The 20,925-nt window shown below is 59.9% G+C and carries 17 protein-coding genes and 2 tRNA genes; 11 read left to right on the forward strand and 8 right to left on the reverse strand.

From position 1 onward, the window contains the following. Positions 1–71 precede the first annotated feature (71 nt). Positions 72–449 carry a hypothetical protein gene (locus tag CPH89_RS04365; RefSeq protein WP_096236745.1) on the forward strand — a complete coding sequence of 126 codons (378 nt, stop codon included), beginning with the start codon at positions 72–74 and terminating at the stop codon, positions 447–449. Between the two features lie 77 nt (positions 450–526). Here the strand turns inward: CPH89_RS04365 and groL are convergent, their stop codons facing one another. From groL to CPH89_RS04390, 5 genes are all read right to left on the reverse strand, one after another. Continuing rightward, positions 527–2,173, reverse strand: coding sequence for a chaperonin GroEL (gene groL / locus CPH89_RS04370; RefSeq protein ID WP_053257816.1), 1,647 nt, complete (start codon positions 2,171–2,173; stop codon positions 527–529). 49 nt (positions 2,174–2,222) lie between these two features. Continuing rightward, positions 2,223–2,519 (reverse strand): co-chaperone GroES, encoded by a 297-nt coding sequence (locus CPH89_RS04375; RefSeq protein WP_017139748.1) that lies wholly within the window; start codon positions 2,517–2,519, stop codon positions 2,223–2,225. Positions 2,520–2,766: 247 nt separating this feature from the next. Then, entirely contained in the window at positions 2,767–3,243 is a 477-nt protein-coding gene (locus tag CPH89_RS04380; protein WP_053257817.1) for an FxsA family protein, read from the reverse strand. A gap of 66 nt (positions 3,244–3,309) precedes the next feature. Continuing rightward, a complete protein-coding gene (locus CPH89_RS04385) occupies positions 3,310–4,041 on the reverse strand; it encodes a HugZ family pyridoxamine 5'-phosphate oxidase (protein WP_053257818.1) in 732 nt (243 codons plus the stop codon). 112 nt (positions 4,042–4,153) lie between these two features. Further along, on the reverse strand, positions 4,154–5,161 hold the full coding sequence (locus CPH89_RS04390; RefSeq protein ID WP_053257819.1) for a DUF481 domain-containing protein: 1,008 nt from the start codon (positions 5,159–5,161) through the stop codon (positions 4,154–4,156). 134 nt (positions 5,162–5,295) lie between these two features. On the opposite strand from CPH89_RS04390, the gene CPH89_RS04395 reads away from it, so the two are divergent. The 4 genes from CPH89_RS04395 (at position 5,296) to CPH89_RS04410 (ending at position 10,054) form a co-directional block, all read left to right on the forward strand. After that, positions 5,296–5,658 carry an MGMT family protein gene (locus tag CPH89_RS04395; protein ID WP_053257820.1) on the forward strand — a complete coding sequence of 121 codons (363 nt, stop codon included), beginning with the start codon at positions 5,296–5,298 and terminating at the stop codon, positions 5,656–5,658. A gap of 43 nt (positions 5,659–5,701) precedes the next feature. Then, positions 5,702–7,234 carry an AmpG family muropeptide MFS transporter gene (locus CPH89_RS04400; RefSeq protein ID WP_053257821.1) on the forward strand — a complete coding sequence of 511 codons (1,533 nt, stop codon included), beginning with the start codon at positions 5,702–5,704 and terminating at the stop codon, positions 7,232–7,234. A gap of 130 nt (positions 7,235–7,364) precedes the next feature. After that, positions 7,365–9,080 (forward strand): proline--tRNA ligase, encoded by a 1,716-nt coding sequence (locus tag CPH89_RS04405; protein ID WP_008433579.1) that lies wholly within the window; start codon positions 7,365–7,367, stop codon positions 9,078–9,080. Positions 9,081–9,100: 20 nt separating this feature from the next. Then, positions 9,101–10,054, forward strand: coding sequence for a hypothetical protein (locus CPH89_RS04410; RefSeq protein WP_053257822.1), 954 nt, complete (start codon positions 9,101–9,103; stop codon positions 10,052–10,054). A 130-nt stretch (positions 10,055–10,184) separates the two neighbouring features. Here CPH89_RS04410 and dinB read toward each other — a convergent pair whose 3' ends face one another. Continuing rightward, positions 10,185–11,243: a DNA polymerase IV gene (dinB, locus tag CPH89_RS04415; RefSeq protein WP_053257823.1), complete on the reverse strand. Its 1,059-nt coding sequence runs from the start codon at positions 11,241–11,243 to the stop codon at positions 10,185–10,187. A 280-nt stretch (positions 11,244–11,523) separates the two neighbouring features. Between dinB and CPH89_RS04420 the strand changes: the two genes are divergently transcribed. From CPH89_RS04420 to CPH89_RS04435, 4 genes are all read left to right on the forward strand, one after another. Continuing rightward, positions 11,524–11,600: transfer RNA gene (locus tag CPH89_RS04420), tRNA-Met, on the forward strand. Positions 11,601–11,807: 207 nt separating this feature from the next. Next, positions 11,808–11,884, forward strand: a tRNA-Met gene (locus CPH89_RS04425). Between the two features lie 280 nt (positions 11,885–12,164). Further along, positions 12,165–14,807 (forward strand): bifunctional lysylphosphatidylglycerol flippase/synthetase MprF, encoded by a 2,643-nt coding sequence (mprF, locus tag CPH89_RS04430; RefSeq protein ID WP_053257824.1) that lies wholly within the window; start codon positions 12,165–12,167, stop codon positions 14,805–14,807. Beyond that, positions 14,807–16,093 carry a virulence factor family protein gene (locus CPH89_RS04435; protein WP_053257825.1) on the forward strand — a complete coding sequence of 429 codons (1,287 nt, stop codon included), beginning with the start codon at positions 14,807–14,809 and terminating at the stop codon, positions 16,091–16,093. The genes mprF and CPH89_RS04435 overlap by 1 nt, the downstream gene beginning before the upstream one ends. A 137-nt stretch (positions 16,094–16,230) precedes the next feature. Here CPH89_RS04435 and recJ read toward each other — a convergent pair whose 3' ends face one another. Together recJ and CPH89_RS04445 are read right to left on the reverse strand one after the other, a co-directional pair. After that, a complete protein-coding gene (recJ, locus tag CPH89_RS04440; protein ID WP_053257826.1) occupies positions 16,231–17,940 on the reverse strand; it encodes a single-stranded-DNA-specific exonuclease RecJ in 1,710 nt (569 codons plus the stop codon). 158 nt (positions 17,941–18,098) lie between these two features. Next, entirely contained in the window at positions 18,099–18,641 is a 543-nt protein-coding gene (locus CPH89_RS04445) for a YaeQ family protein (RefSeq protein ID WP_053257827.1), read from the reverse strand. A 149-nt stretch (positions 18,642–18,790) separates the two neighbouring features. Here CPH89_RS04445 and CPH89_RS04450 point away from each other — a divergent pair, with 149 nt between their 5' ends. Next, entirely contained in the window at positions 18,791–19,990 is a 1,200-nt protein-coding gene (locus tag CPH89_RS04450; protein WP_053257828.1) for a CaiB/BaiF CoA transferase family protein, read from the forward strand. Next, entirely contained in the window at positions 19,990–20,874 is an 885-nt protein-coding gene (locus tag CPH89_RS04455) for a TIGR02285 family protein (protein ID WP_053257829.1), read from the forward strand. The genes CPH89_RS04450 and CPH89_RS04455 overlap by 1 nt, the downstream gene beginning before the upstream one ends. Positions 20,875–20,925 lie beyond the last annotated feature (51 nt).

A 20,925-nucleotide genomic window follows, 5' to 3' on the forward strand; every position in this document is an offset into this window, starting at 1 on the left:
AGCCTGTGACAGTGAAGCCTTCGGATTGCTCGTAACCTCGCCACCTGAATCCCAGGTTGGAGAGCTCTTTCATGCATCCCCGTAAGAAGCATTTGTCCACGTTGGTGCTGTCGCTGTGCATCGTTACCGGCACACTCTTGCCCGACCATGCGTCGGCCTCGCGCCTGGCGGTTACCGACTCGCCATCGCCCCGGTTCGAAGACAAACACGCAGGCGATCACCCCGCAACGACGGCACGTCCGCCAACACCGCAGGGGTTGGTCGTCACGCCTCGGCCTGGGAGGCGGCCCAGGCCCACCGCCGCTGAAAAACTCGCGCACCTGCCTGTCCCTCGCCCACTCGACGAAGTTGCTGCACCGCAACCCCTGGCACTTATGCCGACTGCCCAACTGACCCTGGCGCGGGGGATGACCTTCAGGAAGCTGCTGCGACGACGCACCCTCGGCTGATCCATCCTCAAGCCCCATAAAAAAACCCCGCCTGCATCGCTGCAGGCGGGGTTTTTTATTAGCCGGGTAAGGCTGGCTTACATCATGCCGCCCATGCCACCCATGCCGCCCATGTCTGGCATACCGCCGCCAGTCGAGCCTTCTTTCTTCGGTGCATCAGCGATGGCCGCTTCAGTGGTCAGGATCAGACCGCCGATGGAGGCTGCTGCTTGCAACGCCGAACGAGTCACCTTGGTAGGGTCCAGGATGCCCATTTCGATCATGTCGCCGTAGACGCCCGTTGCAGCGTTGTAACCGTAGTTACCTTTGCCGTTCTTGACTTCGTTGACCACAACGCTTGGCTCGTCGCCGGAGTTGGCAGCGATCTGACGCAGCGGTGCTTCAACAGCGCGACGCAGTACAGCGATACCGACGTTCTGGTCAGCGTTGTCGCCCTTAAGGTCAACCAAAGCTTCCAGAGCACGGATCAGCGCAACGCCACCGCCAGGTACCACGCCTTCTTCAACGGCTGCACGGGTTGCGTGCAGGGCGTCTTCAACGCGGGCTTTCTTCTCTTTCATTTCAACTTCGGAACCGGCGCCAACCTTGATCACTGCAACGCCGCCGGACAGCTTGGCCAGACGCTCTTGCAGTTTTTCACGGTCGTAGTCCGAGGAAGTTTCGACAACCTGGGCACGGATCTGAGTGATGCGCGCCTGGATGTCCTGCTCTACGCCAGCACCGTCAACGATGATGGTGTTTTCCTTGGAGATGGTCACACGCTTGGCGCTGCCCAGGTTTTCCAGGGTGGCGCTTTCCAGGCTCAGGCCGATCTCTTCGGAGATAACGGTACCGCCAGTCAGAACAGCGATGTCCTGCAGCATGGCCTTGCGACGGTCGCCGAAGCCAGGCGCCTTGACGGCTGCGACTTTAACGATGCCACGCATGTTGTTCACAACCAGCGTCGCCAGGGCTTCGCCTTCAACGTCTTCGGAAACGATCAGCAGCGGACGGCCGGCTTTGGCAACGGCTTCCAGTACTGGCAGCATTTCGCGGATGTTGGAGATCTTTTTGTCGACCAGCAGGATCAGCGGGCTGTCCAGCTCGGCAACCATGGTTTCTGGCTTGTTGACGAAGTACGGGGACAGGTAGCCACGGTCGAACTGCATGCCTTCTACAACCGACAGTTCGTTTTCCAGGCCAGTGCCTTCTTCAACGGTGATCACGCCTTCTTTACCGACTTTTTCCATGGCTTCGGCAATGATGTCGCCGATGGAGCTGTCGGAGTTGGCGGAGATGGTGCCTACCTGAGCGATAGCCTTGGTGTCAGCGCATGGCTTGGACAGGTTTTTCAGCTCGGCAACAACAGCGATGGTCGCTTTGTCGATGCCGCGCTTGAGGTCCATCGGGTTCATGCCGGCAGCGACGGCTTTGTAGCCTTCGTTGACGATTGCCTGAGCCAGAACGGTAGCGGTGGTGGTGCCGTCGCCTGCGTCATCGTTGGCACGGGAGGCAACGTCTTTGACCAGCTGCGCGCCCATGTTTTCGAAACGGTCTTCCAGTTCGATTTCTTTTGCTACCGAAACGCCGTCCTTGGTGATGGTCGGAGCGCCGAAGCTCTTCTCGATGATCACGTTACGGCCTTTAGGGCCCAGGGTCGCTTTTACTGCGTCAGCCAGGACGTTGACACCGGTGAGCATTTTCTTACGGGCGGAATCGCCGAATTTAACTTCTTTAGCAGCCATGATCGATATTCCTTAAATACTTTGTAGTAACGGGAAAATGAGCGGGGAATCAGTCTTCCAGAACGGCGAGAATCTCGTTCTCAGCCATGACCAGCAGGTCTTCGCCGTCGACTTTCACAGTGTTGCTGCCGGAGTAAGGGCCGAAAACAACCTTGTCACCCACTTTTACGGCCAGCTCACGTACTTGACCGTTTTCCAGCGTCTTGCCCGGGCCAGCAGCGAGAATCACACCGTGGTTGGCTTTTTCAGCAGCCGAACCTGGCAGAACGATACCGCCGGCGGTTTTCTTTTCTTCTTCGCTGCGACGGATTACGACGCGGTCGTGCAGAGGACGAAGCTTGCTCATTGTCGATCTCTCCTAATTGTGTTTTTCATCGGCCGGTATCGGTACCGGCGGGTTGTATTCCGGCTGTGCCGGTCGCGCCTCGCCAAGCAAGACGCGGAAGTCTGTCTGGTGTCGCCACCAGAAACCTTGCGGTGACCGTTACATAAGGGCGCATAAGCTTATTACAAGGGGCCGCCGCGGAAATTTTTTGCGTGTGCCGGGCGGTAAACGCAACACGGCACCCGAAGGTGCCGTGCCGATTAAGCCGTTATTTGCTGTCGCGGTGCTCGAACTCACCCTCGATCACATCACCTTCACGCCCCAACGGTTGGCGCGGAGCCGGGCCGCCACGCGGTTGCAGGTCGTCGGCGAACGCACGCTGACGAATCGCAGCCTCTTCGGCACGCTGGCGCATCTTGCCGGCCAGCAGCTTGCGGGTGAACGGCAGCAGCATGACCAGGCCCACCACATCGCTGATGAAACCCGGCAGGATCAACAAGCCACCGGCCAAAGCCATCATCAGGCCTTCGAGCATGGTCTGAGCGGGCAATTCGCCACGGTTCAGGCTTTCACGGGCACGTAACGCGGTCGCCAGGCCGGCAACGCGCAGCACCAGGACGCCGAGCATCGAGCCTGCAATTATCAGCAACAGTGCCGGGAAGAACCCGATCGCACTGCTGACTTGAACGAATACGAACAGCTCCAACACCGGAAACAGCAGAAAGAGCAATAAAAAAGGGCGCATCAAATGGTTCCTCAACGCAAGAATGCCTTGCCAGTTCACCTTAGATGACGTCGCCGTTTCGTGAATTCAAGCGTCGGCGGGTTCTTTTTTCGGCCAAACCTCGGCGTGAGCCAATGAAACCAAGGCTTCGCGTACTTGTGTCGGAGTGTTGCAAGACGCTGCGAAAGGCAGCCAATGCAGAGACTGACCGATGCGCAGGTGCATGCCTTCGCTGTCGATACCGGCCAACTGTGCAGGTTCATGCGCAGGCAGGCCGGCGAGTTCGACGTAATGCGCAATGGCCTTGGTGTGGTCGCTGTTCATGTGCTCGATCATGCTGCGCTCGGTCTTGCCGGCGAACGGGTTGGCCAGGGTCAACTGATCGACCCAGTGAATCGCGCCAAACCCGCCGATGTAACGGTGACGCACGGGCTTGAGCACCCAGAAGTCGAAATCGTGGGCCTTGTGATAGTTGGCCGAATCCGGGAAATAGCGGTAATAGCGCTCGGCAGCCGCTTCAATCGCAACCTCATCCTCAAGCTTTTCAGCTTCGGCCAGGTAGGTCAGGCGCCCTACTGCTTGTATATCATCGGCCTCGCGCTCACCCACCAGCAGCGAACACTTGGGATCTTTCTGCAGGTTGTGGGTGTGCTGGGCGATACGGCTGATCAGGATAATCGGGCGGCCCTGCTCGTCGAGGCAATAGGGCACGACCGAGCCGAAGGGAAACCCGGGCATGGCTTTGGATAATGTGGAGAGAGCCCCACGGTATTCCTTGAGCAACAGCTCTCGGGCGTTCTTGGCAACCTGCGCGCTCACTGTATGACTCCTCGGGTGTTCAGCCGCCCACAGCGCATGACGTCTATGGGAATGAATCTCAACACAAGGTAATCAATATCCGCGCAGGTTGCCAGAGTGACCGATGCAGCTTTTACCAGGCCACGCCGAACCCGGCGGTGTAGCGGGTCTTGTCCAGGCTGCTCTGGGATTCGCCATTGATGATGTCGCGCTCAGCCTTGAGGTTGAGCGAAGCCCATTCAGTGACTTTGTAACGCAGCCCCATTTCTGCATCCAGGGAGTATTCGGACGGCCCGGCTAGTGGTTTGCCCAACTCACCATTGGTGAAGAACTCCACGGTCTTGCCCACCAGGTAGCGGTTGTAGCTCCACTTCATGGCCAGGGAATAGAAGTTGGTCTTGCCGCCGTCGGCATATTGATAATCCGTGCGGTTAACCAGCGAACCGAGGGAGAACGCGCCCAGCTCATCGTCCCAGAACTGGTAGCCAGGGCCGGTACCGACGGTGCGTTGGCGGGACAAGTCTTCCACTTCGTCGCGTTTGTAAGTCAGTCGGCCCTGCCAGAACCAATGCTCGGTAATAAAGCGGTCCAAGTCATATTCCAGCGCCCAGTTATCGGTGGTGGTCACGTCATCCTGGAATTCGCGGTTGTATTCACCCTTCGCGGTATGGCGCCACTGGCCGTGACGGGCCGAGGTCTTGAAGTCGACGTCGTAGTCGTTGGTGTCTTTGTCGGCGCGTTTGTAGTCCAGCGCCAGGTCGACGTTGCCCTTCCACACCAGGTCTTCGATGACCGGCTTGGGCTTGATGATTTGCTGGATGCTGGCCAAGTCCACGGTCTTGGGCGCCTCACCATTGGCGAGAACGACCTTGCCGTCCTCCGCCGCTTTCAGAGACTTGGCTTTCTCACCGCTGTAGGCGTCCTGCTTGACCAGCAGCTCCTGATCACTTTCCAGGGTTTTGACTTGTTTCCAATCCACCGGAATCGCCCCCGCGTAGCTGGTCTGAATCAGCAGCTTGCCACCGTCGAAGACTTTGATCTTGCCGGTCAGGCGGTCACCGTTTTTCAACCAGACAGTGTCGGCGAGCAAGGGCGTGGAGGCGCTGAAAACAGCAAGGCACAGCAGGGTTCTGGACAACATAAGCGGATTCGGAGCTCAGGGTTGGCGAAAAAAGAGGCGCTATCGTGTTAGATAGGTACGACTGACTCAAGGATTTATGATGAGTTCAATGCTCACAGCCCTGTTTTGAGATGTTTCTGACAAAGACCCCGACGATGCCCACAGCGAATTTACCTGCCGATCCCCCCCAAAGCCCGGCCGACATGCGGCGCACGGCGTTGTACCTGACCTTGGCGCAAGTGCCCGAAGGTTGCGTGGTGAGTTATGGCGAGTTGGCGCACCTGGCCGGCCTGGGCCGCGCCGCGCGCTGGGTCGGGCGTACGCTCAGCCAACTGCCCGAGGACACCCGGTTACCCTGGCACCGGGTTTTGGGTGCCGGTGGTCGGATAAGTCTGCCGGTGGGCAGTGCATCAGGCGATGAACAACGTGCGCGTTTACGCAGCGAAGGCGTCAGTATCCTGAACAATCGCGTTGATATTCAGCGTCATGGCTGGCGCCCGGTAGAGCACAGCGGTTAGAGTGCGCGCTTTGTTTCCGCAAATCTGAGGCAGACTCCAGCCCATGCCCCGTAAAACCTGGCGCGCCGCGCTCGCCGCCTATGCCAGCCCCTCGACGTTAGTGCTGTTGTTGCTCGGCTTTGCCGCCGGCTTGCCTTACATGTTGGTGTTTTCGACGCTTTCTGTGTGGTTGCGCGAGGCCGGCGTGGCCCGCGAGACCATCGGCTATGCGAGCCTGATCGGCCTGGCCTATGCCTTTAAATGGGTCTGGTCGCCGCTGCTCGACCAATGGCGCCTGCCGCTGCTCGGTAAACTCGGACGTCGTCGTTCCTGGCTGGTACTTGCCCAAACGCTGGTGATCCTCGGGTTGATCGGCATGGGTTTCTGCGACCCACAGAAACACCTGTCCTGGCTGATCGCTATTGCCGTCATTGTTGCTTTCGCCTCGGCCACCCAAGACATCGCGGTAGACGCTTATCGCCTGGAAATTGCCGATGACAGCCGCCAGGCCGCTCTGGCCGCCAGCTACATGTCCGGTTATCGCATCGCCGCCCTGCTGGCTACGGCCGGTGCGTTGTTCTTTGCCGAAGGCTTCGGTTCGACCGGCTTCAACTATAAGCACTCGGCTTGGACCGGCACTTATGTGCTGTTCGGCGTGCTGATGATCCCGGCACTGCTGACCACCTTCTTCATGCGTGAACCCGATGTGCCACTGCGCACCCAGTTGCAGGCCGGCCGCTACAGCTTCGCGCACCAATTGATCTCGGTGTTCGTGCTGATCGTACTGCTGGTGTCGGTCCCCGCGATGTTCACCCAGCTGTACAACACGGATTTCGCCAGTGTGCTGTTCCACGGCGTGAGCCTGTGGGAGCTGCTGATGGAAGACCGCGCCTTCCTGCGCGCCATCCTGTACATCATCCTCACGACCCTGTGCCTCTCAGCCATGGGCCGGCGTGGCTTGGCGCCGGTGCTGACGCCGATCAATGATTTTATCCTGCGCTACCGCTGGCAGGCGCTGCTGCTGCTCGGGCTGATTGCGACCTATCGCATGTCCGATACGGTGATGGGCGTGATGGCCAACGTGTTCTACATCGACCAGGGCTTTACCAAGGACCAGATTGCGGGGGTCAGCAAGATCTTCGGCCTGATCATGACCCTGCTCGGCGCCGGTATGGGCGGCCTGCTGATTGTGCGGTTCGGTATCCTGCCGATCCTGTTCATCGGCGGCGTATGCTCGGCGGCGACCAACCTGTTGTTCGTGATGCTCGCCGACATGGGCCCGGACCTGCAGATGCTGATTTTCACGATTTCCCTGGATAACTTCAGCTCGGGCCTGGCCACTTCGGCGTTTGTCGCCTACCTGTCGAGCCTGACCAACCTCAAGTTCTCTGCCACCCAATATGCGTTGCTCAGCTCCATCATGCTGCTGCTGCCGCGTCTGATTGGTGGCTATTCGGGCGTGATGGTCGAGAAGTTCGGTTACCACAACTTCTTCATCATCACCTGCCTGCTGGGTGTGCCGACGCTGTTCCTGATTGCCTTGCACTGGTTTCAGGAAAGTCGGCGGGCTCGTTTGAGCCCTTCACAGGAAGACTGACACCGCTCGGTCACTGCGGGAGCGAGCGCGCTCCCACATCCCCCTCTGCATTCTGATACCTGTACTCCAGCAGTTTGCGCCCGTACAATCCCAAGTCATTTCAAGTCCAAGCAACCGACAACGGCCTACCATGCGTACCAGTCAATATTTGCTCGCCACACAGAAAGAAACGCCTTCCGACGCGGTCGTGATCAGCCATCAGCTGATGCTGCGCGCGGGCATGATCCGCAAACTGGCCTCCGGCCTGTACACCTGGCTGCCCATGGGCTTGAAGGTGATGCGCAAGGTCGAAGCGATCGTTCGCGAAGAAATGAACGCCGCCGGCTCTCTGGAAGTGTTGATGCCAAGTACCCAACCGGCTGAGTTGTGGCAGGAATCCGGGCGCTGGGAAGAGTACGGCCCTGAGTTGTTGCGCTTCAAGGACCGTCATGGCCGTGATTTCTGCGCCGGCCCGACCCACGAAGAAGTCATCACCGACCTGATGCGCAACGAGCTGAGCAGCTACAAACAGCTGCCGCTGAACCTGTATCAGATCCAGACCAAATTCCGTGACGAAATCCGCCCACGCTTCGGCTTGATGCGTGGCCGCGAATTCATCATGAAGGACGCCTATTCGTTCCACGCAGACCAAGCGTCGCTGCAGGTCACCTACGACCGCATGCACACCGCCTACTGCAACGTGTTTACCCGCCTGGGCCTGAAATTCCGCCCGGTTGAAGCAGACAACGGCTCCATCGGTGGCGCCGGCTCCCACGAGTTCCATGTACTGGCCGAGTCCGGCGAAGACGATATCGTGTTCAGCAACGGCTCCGACTACGCGGCGAACATCGAAAAAGCCGAAGCCGTACCGCGCGAAACGTCCCGCCCTGCGCCAAGCGAAGAGCTGCGCCTGGTCGATACGCCAGAAACCAAGACCATCGCGGCCCTGGTGGAAAAATTCAATCTGCCGATTGAAAAGACCATCAAGACCCTGATCGTGCGCGCCGAAGAAGAAGGCAAGCTGATCGCCCTGGTCATTCGTGGCGACCACGAGCTCAACGAAATCAAGGCAGCCCAGCAGCCAGGCGTTGCCAGCCCGCTGGTCATGGCCACCGACGCTGAGCTGCGTGACGCCATCGGCGCCGGTGCCGGCTCCCTGGGCCCGCTGAACCTGCCGCTGCCGATCATCATCGACCGCTCGGTCGAGCTGATGAGCGACTTCGGTATCGGCGCGAACATCGACGACAAGCACTACTTCGGCGTGAACTGGGAGCGTGACCTGCCGGTGCCGACCGTGGCCGACCTGCGTAACGTGGTAGCCGGTGACCCAAGCCCGGATGGCAAGGGCACCCTGGAAATCAAGCGCGGCATTGAAGTCGGGCACATCTTCCAGCTGGGCAACAAGTACAGCAAGGCGATGAAGTGCGAAGTGCTGGGCGAGAACGGCAAGCCGATCACCCTGGAAATGGGGTGCTACGGCATTGGCGTGTCCCGTGTGGTTGCCGCTGCGATCGAGCAGAACAACGACGAGAAAGGCATCATCTGGAGCGACGCCCTGGCACCGTTCCAGGTTGCCCTGGTACCGCTGCGCTATGAAACCGAGCAAGTACGCGAAGCCACCGACAAACTGTATGCCGAACTGACGGCCGCCGGTTTTGAAGTGTTGCTCGATGACCGGGACAAGAAAACCAGCCCGGGCATCAAGTTCGCCGACATGGAACTGATTGGCATCCCGCACCGGATCGTGGTCAGTGACCGCGGCCTGGCCGATGGCAATCTGGAATACAAGAGCCGGACCGAAGCCGAAGCCCAACCGTTGCCGGTGGCTGACGTGCTGTCTTTCCTTCAGGCGCGTATTCGTCGCTGAAAACCAGATCAAGAGAAGTCATGTTCAAGCGAAACACCAGAGCCCTGGGGGGCGCCGCCTTGTGCGGCGCCCTGCTGGTCAGCGGCTGCGCCAACCAGATGTCGCAACGCAGTGAGCACGAGGAGCGGGTCGAGCGTAAGTTGCTCGATCACAGCCTGCAAATCGATGTAGGCGAACCCAAAGTATTGGAACTTCCACAACGCCGGGTTCGCATTCACGAGCAAAAGACCTTCGAGGTCACCGAATTCGAAGTCACCCGCCGTTACGATCGCTACACCCCCTACCAACCCTGGCGCAAACTCTATGAGATGCCCCTGGGCGCGGTCGCCCTGGTGGCGGGCGCGGGCGCCAACGTGGCGAATATCTTCGCCCTTGGCAACTTGCCTACCAGCATGACGCGCGATTGGCTGACGTATGGCGTGGACGGCATCAACCCGTTCATGAACGTGCAATCCCATGGCCGTGCGCAACAGAACCTGGCCGGTATCGATGAGGTCCAGCGCGACAAGCGCACGGAGTATTCGAGCCTGCCCTGGAGCGAGCGTCCGGTACAGGTCACCGCCGGCAAGCAAACCCATGAGCTGACCACCGACCGCGACGGCGTATTGCGCCTGAACCTCTTGGACAGCCCCTTTGCCGAGCAGGACCTGAACCGCATCACCACCTTGAAAATCAGCGTGGAGGATGGCCAGGACGACGCGCATTCGGACTCCACCCTGGCGATCAGCAATACCTTGCGTGGCAAGTTGCTGGAAGCTCATGGCCTGATCTACGACGATCTGGAAGACGATGAAGTCAACCAGTGGGTGCACCGGGTCAAGCGCCTGTCGGAACTGGGCCTGGAAGAAGAAGCCAGCGAACTGGAACAAAGCCTGATCGAACTGACCCGCAACGATCCCGAGTTGCAGCAGGAGTTTCTGCAGGCGCTGACCAAGGATGCGGGGCGGCTTGTCGCAGATCCTGGGGCACGCTGAGATTCTGAAAACGCTATAGATCTAAATGTGGGAGCGGGCTTGCTCGCGAATGCGCAGTGTCAGTTGATACATTCATCACTGATACACCGTATTCGCGAGCAAGCCCGCTCCCACATTTGGTTTCCGGTTTCTACCAGGGAAATTGAAGCTGCTCGTTGCCGCTGCTCAGGTCCAGCAACCGCACCCCAATCCCCAACAAACGCACCGGCTTGCCGCCGCGATTGAACGCCTGGCTCAACAGCTGTTGATAACTTTCCAGGTCCCGCCCTGCCCCGGCCTGCTCCAGCGTGGTCTGGGTAAAGTCATGAAACTTCACTTTGACGAACGGCTTGCCCGCGCGGTAACTGCTGTCGATGCGCGCCATGCGCCCGGCCAGGGTTTCCATCAGCTCGGGAAGTTTCGCCAAACAACTTGAGAGATCCGGCAGATCTACATCGTAGGTATTTTCCACACTGATAGATTGCCGGCGGCTGTCGTTCTGCACCACGCGGTCATCAATCCCACGGGCCAGGCTCCAAAGCCGCTCGCCAAAGCTGCCGAATTCGCGCACCAGTGACAGCTTGTTCCACTCGCGTAATTGCAGGCAGTCTTCAATGCCCAGGCGCGCCAGCTTATCGGCCGTGACCTTGCCGACGCCGTGCAATTTGTTCACCGGCAACTGGGAGACAAAGTCCTCGATCTGATCCGGCGTAATCACAAACAGGCCGTTGGGCTTTTTCCAGTCGCTGGCGATCTTGGCTAAAAACTTGTTGGGCGCAACGCCCGCAGACACGGTGATGTGCAACTGGTTGGAGACACGACGGCGAATATCCTGAGCGATACGTGTGGCGCTGCCGCCAAAATGCGGGCTGTCGGAGACATCAAGATAGGCTTCGTCCAGCGACAGTGGCTCGATCAGGTCGGTGTAATCACGAAAGATCGTCTGGATTTCCTTGGACGCTTCTTTATAAGCATCCATGCGCGGCTTGACGATGGTCAGGTCCGGGCACAGCTTCAAGGCGTGGCGCGACGACATGGCCGAGCGAACGCCATACGCCCGCGCCTCGTAGTTGCAGGTTGCGATCACCCCTCGTCTATCCGCCGAGCCGCCGACCGCCAGAGGCTTTTGTGCCAGGCTCGGGTCGTCGCGCATCTCGATGGCGGCGTAGAAGCAATCACAGTCGACGTGGATGATTTTGCGCTGCGTCATATAAACAGAAGGTGTAATCCAACGGATGGCCAGTATCGCACTCACCCCTGTATATAGCACCAGTAGTTTGAATCTTCCGCGCGAGCGGTAGGAAAACGTACAGATGAATTTATTTTTTCAATCGAAATCAGGCTACCGATAGAGCCGAAACCCTTGGCCACACTGGCCCGAAGGCATTTCCACCCCTACTTTGGAGAGCTAACCGATTGAACCACAAGCGCTTTTCTTCAATTCACGGGTTGACACACCTGCGTTCCTCTGTAGAATGCCGACACACAGACGCGGGATGGAGCAGTCTGGTAGCTCGTCGGGCTCATAACCCGAAGGTCGTCGGTTCAAATCCGGCTCCCGCAACCAAACATCAAAAAAGGCTACTCGAAAGAGTGGCCTTTTTTGTGCGCCTCTGTTTTACCCATGTATGAAAATTGTAAGACAAAAAACTCTTTCTCCATCGCGCACTTACCGCGCATGGGCAACACGCTGCGGTTATTTCACACTTATTTGACCCATCGGCCGATTAACGGTTGACACCCCGCCGCTGGGCTGTAGAATGCCGGCCACAGACGCGGGATGGAGCAGTCTGGTAGCTCGTCGGGCTCATAACCCGAAGGTCGTCGGTTCAAATCCGGCTCCCGCAACCAAACATCAAGAAAGGCCACTCGAAAGAGTGGCCTTTTTTGTATCCGGTTAAAAAAGTTCTTCTGAAACAATGGCATGGCATCTTTCATGAAACCGGATACGGTTTGCAGAGTCCATGTCACTGCAAGCTATGCTCAGTACTCAAGCACGACCCTCTACGACCAATGGCCGCATTCGCCCCACCCGGCGATAAGCGTTAATATTTGTAATTATTTTGTCCATAGGGATTGGTAACTTGGCTGGATACCCCCATCCTGTCGCGCACAATCCACGAGGTGATTGATGCGCGCCAACTCGTCTGAACCACAAGACACCGTCACAGCGGAACAACCGATTACTCCCACCCGTTTGCGTTGGCTGGATCTGTTGAGCAAATACCGTCAACCCATCGGGCTGGCCGTCACTCTATTGCTGTTCGCAATTGCCCTGATCGCCTGCCGACACCTGTTGTTGGAACTGGACCTGTACGCACTCCACGACTCGATCCTGGAGGTGCCCAAGCCGGCACTGCTGGGCGCGTTTGCGGCGGCGGTCGCCGGTTTCATCATTCTGTTGGGTTATGAGTTTTCCGGCGCCCGTTATGCCGGGGTGCAACTGCCTGCCAAGACCTTGGCCCTGGGTGGTTTCACCGCCTTTGCGATTGGCAATGCCATAGGCCTGTCGATGCTTTCCGGCGGCTCGGTGCGTTACCGCTTATATGCACGCCATGGCATCGGGGCATCGGAAGTTGCCCACATGACCGTATTCGCCAGTCTGGCCCTGGGCACTGCCCTGCCGCCGCTGGCCGCACTGGCCACGCTGAGTAACTTGCCGGCGGCGTCCACCTACCTGCATTTGTCGCAAGGTTTGCTCGGCAGCATTGCTGGCGCGGTCCTGCTGTTGTCGGTCGCACTGTGCATCGGCATTTATCGTCGCCGCCTGCCGGAACAACCTTACCCGGACAACCTGCTGGTCAAGGCGGGGCGCCGCACGCTGCGCCTGCCGGGCCGGCGCCTGACCTTCCTGCAGTTGATCATCACCGCACTCGACGTGGCAGCTGCCGCCACGGTCCTCTATATGTTGCTGCCGGAAGCACCGCCGTTCGGTCCCTTCCTGCTGGTGTATCTGTTGGCCCTGGCCGCGGGCGTACTCAGCCATGTGCCGGGCGGTGTGGGTGTATTCGAAGCGATTCTGCTCGCCGCCTTCGCCGACAAGCTCGGTGCCGCGCCATTGGCCGCCGCCCTGTTGCTGTACCGGATGATCTACGTGGTCCTGCCACTGCTGATCGCCTGCGTGTTCCTGCTGGTCAACGAAGCTCAGCGCCTGTTCCAGACCCAGCAGAGCCTGCGGGTTGCATCCGGCCTGGCCGCGCCCGTGCTGGCCGTACTGGTTTTTTTGTCAGGCGTGGTCCTGCTGTTTTCCGGCGCAACGCCGGAAATCGACACACGCCTGGAAAACATCGGCTTTCTGATTCCCCACCGCCTGATTGATGCCTCGCACTTTGGCGCCAGCCTGATCGGCGTGCTGTGCCTGTTGCTCGCCCAGGGCCTGCGTCGGCGTTTGTCGGCTGCGTGGATGCTGACCATGGTGCTGCTGCTGACCGGCGCCCTGCTCTCGCTGCTCAAAGGCTTTGACTGGGAAGAAGCCAGCCTGATGATCATGACGGCGGTGCTGCTGGCGATCTTCCGTCGCTCGTTCTACCGCGCGAGCCGCCTCACCGAGTTGCCGTTCTCGCCGTTGTACCTGGTGGCCAGCGTTTGCGTGCTGGGCGCCTCGATCTGGCTGCTGCTGTTTGCCTATCAAGACGTGCCGTACAGCCATCAACTGTGGTGGCAGTTCACCCTGGATGCCAACGCCCCTCGCGGCCTGCGCTCATTGCTCGGTGCGGCTGTGTTGCTGGTGATCGTCTCGTTGACCTGGCTGCTGCGCACTGCGCGACCAGTGATCCACCTGCCGACACCCGACGAACTGGCGCGCGCCAGCAAGATTCTGATGGCCTCGTCCCAACCCGACGGCGGCCTGGCGCTGACCGGCGACAAGGCGTTGCTGTTCCACCCTAACGACGAAGCCTTCCTGATGTACGCCCGCCGTGGGCGCAGCCTGGTGGCCTTGTATGACCCGATCGGCCCGACGCAACCCCGCGCCGAGATGATCTGGCAGTTCCGCGACCTGTGCGACATCCATCACGCCCGCCCGGTGTTCTACCAGGTCCGCGCCGAGAACCTGCCGTACTACATGGATATCGGCCTCACCGCGATCAAGCTGGGCGAAGAAGCCCGCGTCGACCTGAAACGCTTTGACCTGGAAGCCAAGGGCAAAGAGATGAAGGATTTGCGCTACACCTGGAACCGCGGCACCCGGGACGGCTTGTCCCTGGAGATCTGCGAACCGGGCCAGGCGCCGATGGATGAACTCAAAGTCATCTCGGATGCCTGGCTGACCGGCAAGAACGTCCGGGAAAAAGGCTTTTCCCTGGGCCGTTTCAGCGACGACTACCTCAAGCACTTTCGCATCGCGATCATTCGCTTCGAAGGGCGCCCGGTGGCCTTCGCCAACCTGCTCGAGACCTACAACCATGACCTGGCCAGTCTCGACCTGATGCGTGCGCACCCGGACGCACCGAAGCTGACCATGGAGTTTATGATGGTCGGCCTGATTCAACATTATAAGAACCACGACTACGCCCGCTTCAGCCTCGGCATGGTGCCGTTGTCGGGCCTGCAACCACGCCGTGGCGCCCCGCTGACCCAACGCCTGGGCTCAATGGTGTTCCGCCGTGGCGAGCAACTGTATAACTTCCAAGGTTTGCGCCGCTTCAAAGACAAGTTCCAGCCTGACTGGGAACCCCGTTACATGGCCGTGCCCGCAGGACTTGATCCGCTGGTGGCACTGGCCGATACCGCCGCCCTGATTGCGGGCGGCTTGACTGGATTGGTGAAACGCTGATGATTCGACGCTCCTGGCGGTATGTATTGGCCTTTGTAGTGCTGCTCGCCCTGATCGCAGGCGGCGGCTTTTGGTTCTGGAACCGCCCTGCTCCGCAACCGACCCTGGAACAACTGCCACAGGCTGATGGCACGGTCATGACTCGCGTGACCCCCCACGGCTCGGCAAAAGCCCGTGTGGCGGTCGCGGTGATGGCCGATGAAACCCTGACCGACAGCCAGCTGATTGCCCTGAGCCAAGGCGGTGCTGCACAAATCGTTCAAGTGATCCTGCCCAAGGATGACTGCAAGTTGCAGGAACAAGCCCTGCAGAGCGCCCTGAGCCAGCTTAAAGGCCCGGCGACCCTGGTCAGCGGCATCGGCCCTGGCGCTGCGCTCGCCTGGCGCTGGTTGGCGGCACAGAACGATGACAAAGCCAACGCCATCTCCGTCGGCTTCACCCTGGTACAGGAAACTTGCAAGGACCCGCTGCCGAAGACCTCCGCCCATGGCAACTGGCTGGTGGCCTGGAACGACAACCCCGACGATGAAAGCGCCAGTTTCGTGCGCGACACCCCGCGCGCAACCACCAGCATCAGCGACTACGACATTCACTACCCGCAAGTACTGAACAACGAACTGCGCAAGCAGTTGGTCGGTTCGGACAACGGCGGCCTGGCGATTCCCGTGGTCGAAGTCCCGGCTGGCCAAGCCAAGGACACCGTCACCCTGTTCCTCTCCGGTGACGGTGGCTGGCGTGACCTGGACCGCGACGTGGCGGGTGAAATGGCCAAGATCGGCTACCCGGTGGTCGGCATCGACACACTGCGCTACTACTGGCAGCACAAGACCCCGGAACAAAGCGCCAAGGACCTCACCGAGCTGATGCAGCATTACCGGCAGAAGTGGGGCACCAAGCGTTTCGTACTGACCGGCTACTCGTTCGGCGCCGACGTACTGCCCGCCATCTACAACCGCATGCCGGAGAACGAACAGCAGCGTGTCGACGCAATCATCCTGCTCGCCTTCGCACGCACCGGCAGCTTTGAAATCGAAGTGGAAGGCTGGTTGGGCAACGCCGGCAAAGAGGCCGCTACCGGCCCGGAAATGGCCAAGCTGCCGGCTGACAAAGTGGTGTGCATCTACGGTGCCGAAGAAGTCAACGAGAGTGGCTGCACCGACAAGACCGCGGTGGGCGAAGCGGTGAAGCTGCCGGGCGGTCATCACTTTGATGAGAACTACCCGGCACTGGCCCAGCGTTTGGTGGACATCATCGTCAAGCACCAGGCCAAGGATAAAGCCGAGTAATCCCGCGCTGTACGCGGATCAACCCTGTGGGAGCGGGCTTGCGCGCGAAAGCGGTGGATCAGTCACAACACCTTTGACTGACACGCCGTATTCGCGAGCAAACCCGCTCCCACATTGGTTTATGGCGTTGGTAAAAACTAGCGCGGCTCGATATGCGCAATCATCAGTTGCACGGTTTCCTGACCACGGAATTCGTTCACGTCCAGTTTGTAGGCCAATTCCACCCACCGCACCGTCGGGTTAGGCCAGACGTCTCGGTCCACGCCAAACGCAATGCCATCGAGCTTCACTGACCCGCACTCGCTCTTGAGCACCACTTTGAGGTGCCGCTCGCCTACCACGCGCTGTTCTACCAGCTGAAACACGCCGTGAAACAGCGGCTCAGGAAAGTGCTGGCCCCATGGCCCGGCATGCCGCAATGCACGCGCCAGTTCGAGGTGAAACTCTTCAACCGCCAAAGTACCGTCGGACAACAGCCGCCCGGTGAGGTCTTCTTCGCGCAGTTGCCGACGCACTTCAGCGTCAAACGCCTCGGCAAACAGCGGGAAATTCGCCTCGGGCAACGTCAAGCCGGCGGCCATCGCATGGCCGCCGTATTTGGTGATGAGGTTGGGATGCTGGCTCGCGACGACCGCCAGCGCATCGCGGATGTGAAAACCCTGCACAGAGCGCCCTGAGCCCTTGAGCAGGCCATCACCGGCGTCGGCGAAGGCGATGGTCGGGCGGAAATACCGCTCTTTCATGCGCGACGCCAAAATGCCGATGACGCCCTGGTGCCATTCCGGGTCGAACAGGCACAAACCGTAGGGCATCGATTCCACCGGCAAGTCCTTGAGCTGGGCGAGCGCCTCACGCTGCATGCCCTGCTCGATGGATTTGCGGTCCTGGTTCATGCCATCCAGTTGCGCCGCCATTTCCCGTGCCGCGGCGAAGTCGCGGGTGAGCAGGCATTCGATGCCCAGGCTCATATCATCCAGGCGCCCGGCGGCATTCAGCCGTGGCCCGAGGATAAAACCAAGGTCAGTCGAGGTGATGCGGGCATGGTCGCGCTTGGCGACCTCAAGGATCGCCTTGATCCCCGGCCGGGCGCGACCGGCGCGAATCCGCTCCAGCCCCTGATGGACCAGGATGCGGTTGTTGGCGTCCAGCGGCACCACGTCGGCGACGCTGCCCAGGGCGACCAGGTCGAGCAACTCACCGATGTTCGGCTGCGGCGTGTTGTCGTACCAGCCCAGGCTGCGTAAACGCGCGCGCAAGGCCATCAACACATAAAATATTACGCCGACGCCTGCCAGCGCCTTGCTCGGGAACTCACAGCCGGGCTGGTTCGGGTTGACGATCGCATCCGCCGCCGGCAATTCATCGCCGGGCAAGTGGTGGTCAGTCACCAACACCTTCAACCCCGCCGCCTTGGCCGCCGCCACGCCTTCGACACTGGAGATGCCGTTATCCACGGTAATCAGCAACTGGGGCGTGCGCTGCAGCGCCACCGCGACGATTTCCGGGGTCAGGCCATAACCGTATTCAAAGCGGTTGGGGACCAGGTAGTCGACATGCGCCGCACCGAGCAAACGCAGGCCCAGGGTGCCCACGGTGCTGGCCGTCGCGCCGTCGGCGTCGAAGTCACCGACGATCAGGATGCGCTGGCGCTGCTCCAGGGCGGTCACCAGCAGGTCCACCGCCGCGTCGATGCCCTTGAGCTGCTGGTAGGGAATCAACCGCGCCAGGCTCTTGTCCAGTTCGGCTTCCGACTGCACCCCGCGCGCGGCGTAGAGACGGGTCAACAGCGGTGGCAATTCACCGAGAAACGGCAGGACAGCAGGCAACGGGCGAGGATCAATACGCATGGGGTGACGGAAGCTTCTCTTCTGGTACAACGGTTAAACACAGGTATTAACAACGAGAGCGATCAACGGTGAGCGCTGGTTTACCGGCGATGCCGCCACCTTGCCAAATCAGTTACGCAGCGCGGATGCTTTCGCGAGCAAGCCAGCACCCAGACGTTTTAACCGCGCTCACCGACCAACCATTCCAACTGCACTTCATGCTGGCCACGATCATCGGTCACGAAGATCGTGCCTTCGCTGATCATCACGTCCCACTTGATAACGCGCGGCATGTCCTTGGCCAGGGTCTCGAGGACTTCCTGAGGCACCGCGGCGATGTGTACGTTCTTCAGGTTTTTGGCCACCGGCACCACTTTGCCTTCCCACACACGCAGGCTGCCATAGGCCAGCAAGCTGGTGCGTTCGGTACGGCGCGAACACCAGGTGAGACGGTCGGCGTCAGGCTGGCCGACCTCAATCCAGTGAAGAACACGGTCATCCAGGCTTTTTTCCCACAGGGCTGGCTCGTCTACATCTGACAGACCACGGCCGAACGACAATTGCTCGTTGTACCAAAGGGCGTAGGCCAGCAGGCGCACGGTCATGCGTTCTTCGGTTTCCGAAGGATGGCGGGCGATGGTCTGTTTGACGCTCTCATACACCGAACGATCAAGGTCGGTGAGGTTGAGTTCGAATTTGTAGGTCGTGGACGGCTGGGCCATGAACGGGCTTCTAAAGACAGGGAAAGGCGGCCAGTCTAACCGATGGTGCAGCCATTCAACGAATACTGCGGTGCATCATCCTTATCCCTGGGCCGCTCGCCTATGTTAAAAGGCATCACACCACCGTTTAACGCTGGATAAGGATCCTCATGACGTTTAATGCCAAACCGCTGGCCGGTCTGAAAGTCATCGAACTGGGCACCTTGATTGCCGGCCCGTTTGCGTCTCGCATCTGCGCCGAATTCGGTGCCGAGGTGATCAAGGTCGAATCCCCGGACGGCGGCGACCCGCTGCGCAAATGGCGCAAGCTGTACGAAGGCACCTCACTGTGGTGGTTCGTGCAGGCGCGCAACAAGCAGTCGCTGACCCTGAACCTCAAGCACCCGGAAGGTTTGGCCATCCTTAAACAGTTGCTGGCGAATGCCGACATCCTGATTGAGAATTTCCGCCCCGGGGTCCTGGAAAAACTCGGCCTGAGCTGGGAAACCCTGCACGCGCTGAACCCGAAATTGGTGATGGTGCGGCTCTCGGGTTTTGGCCAGACCGGCCCGATGAAAGACCAGCCGGGGTTCGGCGCGGTGGGCGAATCCATGGGCGGCTTGCGCTATATCACCGGTTTCGAAGACCGCCCGCCGGTACGCACGGGGATCTCCATCGGCGACTCGATTGCGGCTTTGTGGGCCGTCATCGGTGCGCTGATGGCGCTGCGTCATCGCGAAGTCAACGGTGGGCTCGGCCAAGTCGTGGATGTGGCGCTGTACGAAGCCATCTTTGCGATGATGGAAAGCATGATTCCGGAATTTGACGTGTTCGGGTTTATTCGCGAGCGCACCGGCAACATCATGCCCGGCATTACGCCGTCATCGATTCATACCACCGCCGACGGCAAGCATGTGCAGATTGGCGCCAATGGCGATGCAATCTTCAAGCGCTTCATGAGCGCCATCGGCCGCGACGATCTGGCCAATGACCCACAGCTGGCGAGCAATGACGGACGCGATAACCGTCGTGATGAGCTGTACGGCGTGATTGATCGCTGGGTCAATTCGCTGCCGTTGGACCGCGTGGTTGAGCAATTGAACAAGGCCGAGGTGCCCGCCAGCCGTATCTACAGCGCCGAAGACATGCTGGGCGACCCGCAGTTTCTGGCGCGGGAAATGTTTCTCGACGCTCAGTTGCCCGGCGGCAAGGGCTTCAAGATGCCGGGGATCGTGCCCAAGCTGTCGCACACACCGGGGAGCTGTGAGTGGGTCGGGCCGCAGTTGGGCGAACACAACAGTACCGTCCTCAATGAACTGGGTTACGACGCCGCAGCCATCATCCGTTTGCGTGAGGTTGGCGCGATCTGATGGCTCGCCCGTACCCGTGCCGGTTTATTCGTCTGTGCCTGATGAGCGTGTTGCTCGGCGTGTGGCCGCTCGCGGCGCATGCCGAGGACACGCTGATCTGGCTGTTGCGCGACCTGCCGCCCATCACCATCTTTGAAGGGCCTCAGAAAGGTCAGGGAATACTGGATGAGTTGTTGCCGGTACTCGCCAAAAAACTGCCGCAGTATCGCCACACGGTGATGCATGTGAACCGCGCTCGCGGCATTCAAATGCTGCGCTCACCGTCCCTGACCTGCGATCCCGCACTGCTGTGGACGCCGGAACGCGCGAAGTACGTGGTATTTTCGGCCCAGGCTTTCGTCTCGGTCAGCAACGGGGTGACGATCCAACGCAGCCAGCAGGAAGCCATGGCACCCTTCATTGCCGAGGGCCAATTTGATCTGCAAGCCTTTCTCGAATCCCCTAAAGCGCGCATTGGCGCTACCGCCGAACGCAGCTACGGCCCGACCATCGACGAACAGCTCAAGCACGCCGCGCCCCACACCCTGGCATTGCATTATGGCAACGACGCCCTTGGCAGCCTGTTGCAAATGCAGCGCCTTGGGCGGCTGGAGGCGGTGCTGGGTTACCCGCCGGAAATCCGCTATCACGCCCGGCAACAGGGGATTGCTGCCCACGACCTGATGTTCTATCCCATCAAGGGTTCAGCGCGTTATCAGCGCACGCACATTGGTTGTTCGGATACGCCACAAGGCCGTCAGGCCATACAGCTAATCAATCAGGCGATACGGGATATCCCACAGGAGCAGCTGCAGCAATCCTACGCATCATGGCTGGACCCGGTGATGCGCGCGCAGTATTTGTTGGACAACCCGAGTTTTTTCCACGACACCCCTGAGCCCTGACAAATCGCAGGCAAAAGAAACCCCGAGCAGTGGGGAGACAACTCGGGGTTA

It is taken from the genome of Pseudomonas fluorescens, from assembly GCF_900215245.1.
Classification (GTDB): domain Bacteria; phylum Pseudomonadota; class Gammaproteobacteria; order Pseudomonadales; family Pseudomonadaceae; genus Aquipseudomonas; species Aquipseudomonas fluorescens.

Bases quoted from the DNA above. Each gene is read 5' to 3' on its own strand.
- CPH89_RS04365 (WP_096236745.1), top strand. From the start codon at position 72: ATGCATCCCCGTAAGAAGCATTTGTCCACGTTGGTGCTGTCGCTGTGC.
- groL (WP_053257816.1), bottom strand. From the start codon at position 2,173: ATGGCTGCTAAAGAAGTTAAATTCGGCGATTCCGCCCGTAAGAAAATG.
- CPH89_RS04375 (WP_017139748.1), bottom strand. From the start codon at position 2,519: ATGAGCAAGCTTCGTCCTCTGCACGACCGCGTCGTAATCCGTCGCAGC.
- CPH89_RS04380 (WP_053257817.1), bottom strand. From the start codon at position 3,243: ATGCGCCCTTTTTTATTGCTCTTTCTGCTGTTTCCGGTGTTGGAGCTG.
- CPH89_RS04390 (WP_053257819.1), bottom strand. From the start codon at position 5,161: ATGTTGTCCAGAACCCTGCTGTGCCTTGCTGTTTTCAGCGCCTCCACG.
- CPH89_RS04395 (WP_053257820.1), top strand. From the start codon at position 5,296: ATGCCCACAGCGAATTTACCTGCCGATCCCCCCCAAAGCCCGGCCGAC.
- CPH89_RS04400 (WP_053257821.1), top strand. From the start codon at position 5,702: ATGCCCCGTAAAACCTGGCGCGCCGCGCTCGCCGCCTATGCCAGCCCC.
- CPH89_RS04405 (WP_008433579.1), top strand. From the start codon at position 7,365: ATGCGTACCAGTCAATATTTGCTCGCCACACAGAAAGAAACGCCTTCC.
- CPH89_RS04410 (WP_053257822.1), top strand. From the start codon at position 9,101: ATGTTCAAGCGAAACACCAGAGCCCTGGGGGGCGCCGCCTTGTGCGGC.
- dinB (WP_053257823.1), bottom strand. From the start codon at position 11,243: ATGACGCAGCGCAAAATCATCCACGTCGACTGTGATTGCTTCTACGCC.
- mprF (WP_053257824.1), top strand. From the start codon at position 12,165: ATGCGCGCCAACTCGTCTGAACCACAAGACACCGTCACAGCGGAACAA.
- CPH89_RS04435 (WP_053257825.1), top strand. From the start codon at position 14,807: ATGATTCGACGCTCCTGGCGGTATGTATTGGCCTTTGTAGTGCTGCTC.
- recJ (WP_053257826.1), bottom strand. From the start codon at position 17,940: ATGCGTATTGATCCTCGCCCGTTGCCTGCTGTCCTGCCGTTTCTCGGT.
- CPH89_RS04445 (WP_053257827.1), bottom strand. From the start codon at position 18,641: ATGGCCCAGCCGTCCACGACCTACAAATTCGAACTCAACCTCACCGAC.
- CPH89_RS04450 (WP_053257828.1), top strand. From the start codon at position 18,791: ATGACGTTTAATGCCAAACCGCTGGCCGGTCTGAAAGTCATCGAACTG.
- CPH89_RS04455 (WP_053257829.1), top strand. From the start codon at position 19,990: ATGGCTCGCCCGTACCCGTGCCGGTTTATTCGTCTGTGCCTGATGAGC.